3 protein-coding genes are annotated in these 6,751 nt (G+C 60.5%); 1 reads left to right on the top strand and 2 read right to left on the bottom strand.

Going from position 1 to position 6,751, the window contains the following annotated elements:
- Positions 1-402: 402 nt before the first annotated feature.
- Both QZ822_RS08875 and QZ822_RS08870 read right to left on the bottom strand, forming a co-directional pair.
- Positions 403-3,546 (bottom strand): UPF0182 family protein, encoded by a 3,144-nt coding sequence (locus tag QZ822_RS08875; RefSeq protein WP_294644067.1) that lies wholly within the window; start codon positions 3,544-3,546, stop codon positions 403-405.
- 152 nt (positions 3,547-3,698) lie between these two features.
- Complete coding sequence (locus tag QZ822_RS08870; RefSeq protein ID WP_294644065.1) at positions 3,699-4,922, bottom strand: PDZ domain-containing protein; 1,224 nt, start codon at positions 4,920-4,922, stop codon at positions 3,699-3,701.
- Positions 4,923-5,219: 297 nt separating this feature from the next.
- Between QZ822_RS08870 and QZ822_RS08865 the strand changes: the two genes are divergently transcribed.
- A complete protein-coding gene (locus tag QZ822_RS08865) occupies positions 5,220-6,671 on the top strand; it encodes a zinc-dependent metalloprotease (protein WP_294644064.1) in 1,452 nt (483 codons plus the stop codon).
- Positions 6,672-6,751 lie beyond the last annotated feature (80 nt).

The following is a 6,751-nucleotide window of genomic DNA, read 5'->3' as shown; positions in this document are numbered from 1 at the left end:
ACCTGCGACCTCCGGGTTATGAGCCCGGCGAGCTACCGAACTGCTCCACCCCGCGGCGACTCATACAACTATACAGACCCCAAACCGGGCATGCAAGCCAAAAACGCGATTTGTAACCAAGCACACAAAAATAGGGGCTGTTGGGTAGAAAGCAGTTGGGTAGAAAGCAGTTGGGTAGGAATAGGGGCTACGGGGCAGTGCCAGGGGTAGAACATACAGGAACGGGGTGGAAGTGAATCACTTCCACCCCGTTCCCGCAGAGATGTTCCCGCAGAGACCGCTAGAGCTAGTCGGTAGGAGCCGTATCCAGTGCAGGCCCCGGATCTAGAGCGAGGACGCTAGACCCATGAGCATCCGGTATGGGCTACTCCCCCGCTGTCTCTTAGGCTTAGCCTCTTAGTCTTAGCGAGAAGCCGAGGCGCTGGCGCTGGGCTTCGCGCTTGCGGGGGCGCTTGCAGAAGCCGCGGCACTGGGAGCTGCAGAGGCGCTCGGAGCCGCAGAGGCACTGGGCGCTGCCGAAGCCTTAGCGGAAGCCGCGCTCTGCGCCTCCTCAGCCTCCAGAGCCTTCTTCACGGCTGCTTCCAGACGCTTCTGAGCCTCACCGTAGGCAGCCCAGTCGCCCTTCTTCATCGCCGCATCAGCATCGGTCATCGCCTTCGAGGCATCGTTGAGAGCCTGCTTCAGCTCCGAAGACTGCGAAGCCGAAGAACCTCCGGTCGAAGCACCCGAGGTACCCGAAGAACCAGACGCCGAAGCCGAGGGGCTAGCCGCCGAACCGTCCAGCTTCGCGCCCGAAGAGCCACCGAACACCTGGTTCAGCGCCTCCTCCAGAGTCGGAGCGAAACCGACCTTATCGCCGAAGCTCACCAGCACACGCTGCAGACGCGGGTACTTAGCGTCACCGCTCGACTGCACGTACACCGGCTGAACGTACAGCATGCCGCCGCCCACCGGCAGAGTCAGCATATTGCCGTTAATAACCTCAGAGGAACCGCGGCGTAGCAGGTTCAGCTGGTTCGACACCTCAGCATCAGAGTTGAAAATATTCTGAGCCTGGCCCGGGCCCGGAACCACCGAAGAACGCGGCAACTCCAGCAGACGCAGCTTGCCGTAGTCGGCGCTACGCTCGCCGTCCTTACCGGTACCGGCATCACCATTAGCGGCAAGGAAGCCGTACATCACGTTACGAGAGTTCGAATCGCTCTGCTGAGGAATGAACGTGGTCGTCAACGAGAAGTGCGCACGAGAATCACCAGGCATCTGCAGGGACAGGTAGTAGGGCGAAATCGGCTGGTTACGATCATTAGTCGGGTCGTTCGGAATCGACCAGACGTCGTCACCGGCATAGAAGCTATTCGCGTTCGTCACGTGGTACTTATTCAGCATGGTGCGCTGAATATTGAACATGTCAGTCGGGTAACGCACGTGGCTCATCAGCGAAGCGTTCATCTCACGGTAGCTCTTCACCGTGCCAGGGAAAACACCCTGCCACGCCTTCAGCACCGGATCCTCCTCATCCCACGCGTACAGGGTCACCGAACCGTCGTACGCGTCCACGGTAGCCTTCACCGAGTTACGGATGTAGTTCACCGAGTTAGAACGCTGAGCACCCGCAGCGGTTGCCGCATCCTGGGAGCTACCCTGCGCGTAAGGGAACTGGTCACTCGTGGTGTAAGCATCCACAATCCACTGCACGCGGTTATTCACAATCGCCGGGTACGGCTTAGAATCCACGCTCAGGTACGGTGCCACCTTACGCACACGGTCCAGCGGGTTACGTTCGTACAGAATCTGCGACCCCTCACGCACCGCATCCGACAGCAGAATGTCAGAGGACTGGAACTTAATCGCATAGGACAGGCGAGCCAGCAGCGAATCAACGCGAGGACCACCGTAACCGGTGAAGGTGTACTTCGCATCGGAGGCGTTGGTTTCCTCAGCAGAAAGCGGACGGTCCAGCTCCAGGGTGTCGCCCTTACCGCCCACAATCGAATACTCCGGCGAGCTCGTGCCAAAGTAAATACGCGGCTCGTAATCCTCGCTCAGGGTACCGGTCGCCTTAATACCGGACTGCAAGAACTTCGGGTTACCCGCAGAATCCACCTGGTTACCGTACGCGGCAATCACGCCGTAACCGTGCGTGTACACCACGTGGCGGTTATACCAGGAATCGCCGCTCGTCTGCGCCGGGTTCAGCTCACGAGCCGCCAACACCGTATCCTGCGTGGTGTTGCCCACCGAATAGCGGTCCACCGACAGCTGCGAATCAAAACGGTAGTACGGACGGAACTGCTGCATCTGAGCAAACGCCGAGGACACAACATTCGGATCCAACAGACGAATATTCGCAATGGTCGCGCTCGAAGAGCTCAACGCACCGGCACGGGTATCAATCGTCGCGTCATACGGGGTGGTCTCAATCTTGTCCAGACCGTACGCGTAACGGGTCGCATCAATATTGCGCTGAATAAACTTCGACTGAGCGCCCTGCTCATTCGGAACCACCTGGAAACGCTGAACAATCCACGGGTACAGGCCGCCAGCAACCACGGCAACAATCACCAGCATCGCGGTGCTAATCAGCGGCAGACGCCAACGATTCATCGAAGCAGCCACCATAAACATGATCGCCACCAGCAACGCAGAAATCGCCAAAATAGCGTTCACCGGAATCGACGAGTTCACATCCGTGTACATTGCGCCAGCCCAGCGGCCCACCTGCTGCTGAGTCGAGGAATAACGATCCAGCCAGAAGCTCACCGCACGAGTCAGCAAAAACACAGCCACCACAATCGCAGCGTGACGGCGGAATGCCACGGTAGTACTCACACCACCGGGCTGCACCTTAATGCCGCCGTAGAAGTAGTGCATGAACAGGCCCGCGAGCGCCGACAGCACCACAGCTGAGGTCAGCAGAGTCACCACCATGCGGAAGAACGGCAACGCAAACAGGAAGAACCCGTAATCCAGACCGAACTCGGGGTCAGTCTTACCGAAGGACTGCTGGTTGAAGAACAGCGCGACGGTGCTCCACTGAGTCATCGTCGCCGAAGCAATGAACAGGCCCAACAGCAGCGGAACCGCAACCAGCAGTACCTTACGCGCCTTATCCACGCTCTCGCGGTAGCGGCGCATGCTCTCCTCAGCACGCTGCTGACCAAACACGTCACGCAGCATCTGCTCGGCAGCATCCGTGCCGCTCGTCGGCACGCTCTGATTCGGGTTCGGCGCCTCCTGAGGCTTCTTCTCGGACGCAGGCGCCACATCAGCATGACGGACCGCGTACGACATCGAAGCCCACAGCGGCACAGCAATCACCACGGCAGCCACCACAAACACGGCAGCCTTCAACAAAATCTGGGTAGTGAACACGGAGCTATAACCCAGCTGATCAAACCACAGCCAGTCCGTGTACACCTGGGACGCACCCACAAAAGCAGCAATGAGCACCGCCACCACAGCAATCGTCACCCGCAAGGGGCCACGACGCTTAGGCGTTGACTTCTTCGGCTTGGGATGCGCAGTGCTATTGGTCGACTCAGACACAATTCCTCGCTCATCATACGTTCAGAGAAAATAACTGCCTTTAAGTATCTCAGAGGTACAGCAGAAGGGCAGAACTCTCAACGCAGAACAGCCCCGGCTCTTAGCGAACCGGGGCTGACTTCTACGTTAGATAAGGGTTGGGGACCACACGATTAGGAACCGCAGCGGGGCAGGGAATCATCCGGGGTGCCGGACTTAATCGCCTCCACCGTCTTCACCGCCTCATCCAGGGTCGACACCGGCACAACCACCATCGTGCCGCGCACCTGACCGGCGTGATAGTAGTTGAACAGGTCGGGGTCCTGCGCCTGCATCTTCACAATCGAATCGCAGTTCTCCTTCGGCGCCAAGAAATAGCGCGCACCGTAACGGCCCGTCGCCAGAATCTTGTACTTGATACCGCCAATTGCGCCGACCTTACCGTCAGCATCAATCGTGCCGGTACCCGAAATGTAGCTGCGGTACGGGTCGCCTCCGGCATCCTCATCGGCGAGCAGGGTACCCTCGCTCAGCTTATCGACCGTGCCCAGAGCCAGCATCAGACCCGCGCTCGGGCCGCCCACGCCGTCCAGGTTGTACTGCACGTGCGCCGGCAGGTCATAGCTCTGCTTCAAACCCGCACCCAGAATCCAGCGGCTACCGTCACTCGAACGAACCGGGGTCAGCTTAAAGGTCTGCTGTTTGCCGTCACGTTCCACGGTCACGTCAATCGGCGAACCGTTCGAGGCGTTCACCGCCTTCGGAACATCGGTGAGGGTCTCAATCTGCTTCTCCCCCACCTTCAAAATGCGGTCATCAGCCTTCAGAGCGCTCGCCGCCGGGGAGCCCTCCGCCGTGGAAAGCACCTGAACCTTCTCGGTCACCGCCATCTTCAACTGGCGCATCGCCGCGACCTTCGCCTGAGTCTGCGAATCAGCCATCTGCGCGCCGGTCGCCGCCGTCGCCTGCTCATGGCTCACGTGCGGGTACAGGGCATCGGTCGGCACCACGAGGCTGCGGTTACCGTCAAACGCCAACCAGCCGTAGAACGCCTCCGCGCCGGACAGCTCCGTGTACGGCCCACCCGAAACCGACACCGTGGTCATGTTCATCTTGCCGTACGTCTTATAGCTGGGCGCACCAGAAATCTCAATGACGTCCTTATCCTGGTAGGTTCCGAGCACGTCAAAGAGCGGGCCGGGGCCCTCCTTCACATAGGAGCTGGGCAGAACAAAAGCACCAGCCAGCAGGGCGCACGTCGCCACAGCGCTGACCGAACGCAGGTTCACGCGGCGCGGCGCAAAACGCGAACGGCGCTTAGCCGCCTTCTCAGTACTCTTCACGCTCGCGGAGGCGGCGTTCGGCTGCTGCTCAGCATCGGGGGTGGACTTAGTCATGGTTTCTACAGTACCGGATAAACCTGCTTTTCAACATGCGGACCGGCACTGTGACCCCGCCGAAAATAGAGCACCCAGGGGGCGTTGATGCTCTGACACGCGCCACGGTATGTCAGCACCGCGCGGTGACAGCGGCACGAAAAAGCTCCCAAAAACCGTGCCCAAAGACAAGCTTGTGAGCCCTCAGCTGATTAACCCGCCTCCACAGCAATAGCGCGGGAAATTCTCAGCAAAAATCGGTAGGCTGGACAGCGAGCGGGCCAGTTGCGCCCACCCCCGGATTACGAAAGGCTTCACATGTCTGAGAACCCCACCGGCGGCGCCTCCAACGAGCGCGACCCCCTCGAAGAATTCCTTAAGAAGATGCAGGAGCAGGGCTTCGACCCCTCCGCAGGGGCAACCGGCCAGGGCGGCAAGGGCACCTCCAACAACGCACAGAATCTCTTCGGCGAAGGCGGCCAGAACCCCTTCGGCATCAGCATCGACCCCGAAGACCTGAAGAACATGGGCATGAGCTTTGACCCCGCCATGATGCAGAGCATGTTCGCGCAGGTGCAGGCGATGTTCTCCGGTGCGGGCGCATCCGACAGCCCCAGCGGCGTGAACTGGGATAACGTAAAGAACCAGACCCGCCAGATGCTCGCATCCATGGGCGAAGACCCCTCCGTACCCGAAAACCTCAAGCGTGCCGTAGAAGACGCGGCGAACCTCGCCGACCTCTGGCTGGATGCGGTGACCACCGTTGAGCGCCACAACCACCCGGTGCAAGCATGGTCCAAGGCCGAATGGGTTGAGCATTCCTTCGATTCCTGGCGCGAAATGGTCGAGCCGGTCGCAGCCGAAGTCACCCAGTCCATGGTCATGCCCGGCGCACCCGAAGACGTACCCGAAGAGATCTCGCAGATTTTCAACAGCGGCTTCTTGAACAACATTGGTTCCGTGATTTTTGGTGCGCAGATGGCACAGGCACTCGCGCAGCTCGCCGGTGAGGTGTACTCCTCCACCGACGTGGGCTTCCCCCTCGCGCCCGGCTCCTCCGCGCTGCTGCCCAACGGCTACCAGCAGCTCGCCGAGAGCATCGAGGTTCCCCCGCAGGAGGTCCTGCTCTACCTTGCCGTGCGTGAATCCGCGCTGATCCGCCTGCACAAGGCAAACCCCTGGCTGCGTGAAGACCTGGTCCAGCTCGTGGCGCGCTACGCCCGCGGCATTCGCGTGGACATGAACCGCATGCAGGACGCCGCATCCCAGGTGGACATGAGCAACCCCGACGCCGTACAGGAAGCATTCGAAGGCGGCATGTTCAGTCCCCAGCGCACCGAAGATCAGGAACTGGCGGTACAGCGCCTGGAGGGCCTGCTCGCCCTCATCGAAGGCTGGGTATCCGTCGTCACCGAGGATGCGACCCGCAACCTGCCCAAGGCACCGCAGCTGACCGAAATCATGGCGCGCCGCCGCATCGACGGCGGCCCCAGCGAGCAGGTCTTCGAGAACCTGGTCGGCTTGGAACTGCGCCCGCGCCTGGTGCGTGAAGCACAGCAGTTCTGGCGCTGGTACGAAAACGCCCACGGCATTGAGGCACGCGACGGCCTCTGGGACACCCCGGAGACCCTGCCCACCCCCGCCGAGCTGGAAGACTTCACCGCATACGATGCGCGCATGAACGAAATCAGCCTGGACGACGTGGACTTCGACTCGGAGCTGCAGAAGCTGCTGGACGGTGGCTTCGGCGACGCGCCCGAAGAAAAGTAAACCGGCGGGAAGTAAAGCTGAGCGGAGTAACGCCGCGAAAAGTAAATAGCTGATACCTCACAGCGGGGGGGGTGGCTTGT

It is taken from the genome of uncultured Rothia sp. (assembly GCF_916715725.1).
Lineage (GTDB): Bacteria > Actinomycetota > Actinomycetes > Actinomycetales > Micrococcaceae > Rothia.
This window is presented reverse-complemented; position numbering and strand designations above follow the sequence as displayed.

Excerpts from the sequence above, each read along its gene's own strand:
- QZ822_RS08870 (WP_294644065.1), bottom strand. The coding sequence starts at position 4,922 with ATGACTAAGTCCACCCCCGATGCTGAGCAGCAGCCGAACGCCGCCTCC.
- QZ822_RS08865 (WP_294644064.1), top strand. The coding sequence starts at position 5,220 with ATGTCTGAGAACCCCACCGGCGGCGCCTCCAACGAGCGCGACCCCCTC.